Below are 1,465 nucleotides of genomic sequence, written 5' to 3' on the forward strand. Positions count from 1 at the left end.
GGTGCTACGATATTTGGAGTTGATAGGCAGTTTGCCTTTCAACTCCTTTTTCTATACCATTATTATATTTGAACACGCAAATAGGACACTACACTATTTCGTGTTCACTGTTCCGACCAAAGAAAAGAGAAATGGAGTGAGTGTAATGTCCCTTACTAGTAAGTCTATCCGATTAGCCCTTGAAATTACAGACCCAAATATCATTTTTACCAAAGATGCTGAAATCGAACTGATTCAAGGAGTGATGTCTTTAGTCTATTATGCCAAACTCAGCATATGTCCAGAACGCTGCCCTCAGTGTGGTTTCAACGATCAGATTGTCCGCTATGGATTTGATCAGGAACGAATCATTGCCCCAAGTTTTAGCTACCGACCAACTTATCTAAAGCTTAGCTGCCAGCGTTTTCGCTGTGGTCACTGTACTTCAATTTTTCAGAATCGGACCGACTACGTCCGTCCGCATTGCGTGATTAGTGAGCCAGTCCGTCAAATGGTCCTATTTGAGACGTTCTCAAATCAGTCACTCACTGATATTAGTCACCGTTACCATATCTCCGATAAAACTGTTCAGCGCGTCATCGACGAAGAAGCCACACGCCATAACTGCCACCAAACGACTTGGCTACCAGCACATCTGGCCTTTGATGAATTCAAGGCGACTGGCAAGATGAACTTTATCTGGGGAGATAGTGATCGCCACGAAATCGGCTCAATTTTGCCATCACGGACCGCTTATCAAATAACTAAATACTTTGAGTGCTTCTCACTTAAGGCCCGTCAGCAAGTGAAGACGGTCTCCTTGGACTTAAACGCTGGGTACATCAATCTGGTTCCTCGTCTGTTTCCAAATGCGAAGGTGGTCGTGGATCGTTTTCATATTGTCCAGATGGTCTCAACTGCGCTTAATATGGTCCGTGTGCAGGTGATGAAAACTGTGCCTAAAAGTAGTAAAGCATACCGATTTATGAAGCGTGAATGGAAGGTGTTTTTGAAGCGTTTTGAAGAGCTTGATGCCGGTAGGCCAACATATCACGTCAGTGTTGGTTATTATGATACAGCTGTCAATTTGATTGCCATGTGCCTTGATCTAGATCCAAATTTTCGTACTGCATATGAAACTTATCAAGCCGTTCTTTCAGCGGTTAAGAATCGTGATGTAGCTACACTTGAACGCACTCTGAACAACTATCACACCCTAAATAATCGCATGGACCAATCGATTAAATCCCTGAAAAAATATCAGAAACAGGTTTCCAACGCCCTGCGCTACGAGTACTCCAATGGTTTTCTTGAAGGTATTAACAGTCAAATCAAAAAGATTAAGAATACAGCTTACGGATACAAAAACTGGTTCAACTTTATTAACCGTATTTTTTTGGAACGCGTCTGGTTCAAACCATTGTCCAAAAAACTGCCAACTAAAAAAGCACCTAGACCAATTGAGGTCTAAGTACTCCTATAAATC

At 42.2% G+C, this 1,465-nt stretch carries 1 protein-coding gene; it reads left to right on the forward strand.

The features are described 5' to 3' along the window. On the forward strand, positions 1-1,450 hold a 1,450-nt coding region (locus tag FFM73_RS12500), incomplete at its 5' end, for an ISL3 family transposase (RefSeq protein ID WP_235874519.1). Positions 1,451-1,465: the final 15 nt, after the last annotated feature.

The sequence above is a fragment of the Secundilactobacillus hailunensis genome (genome assembly GCF_005405185.1).
GTDB lineage: Bacteria > Bacillota > Bacilli > Lactobacillales > Lactobacillaceae > Secundilactobacillus > Secundilactobacillus hailunensis.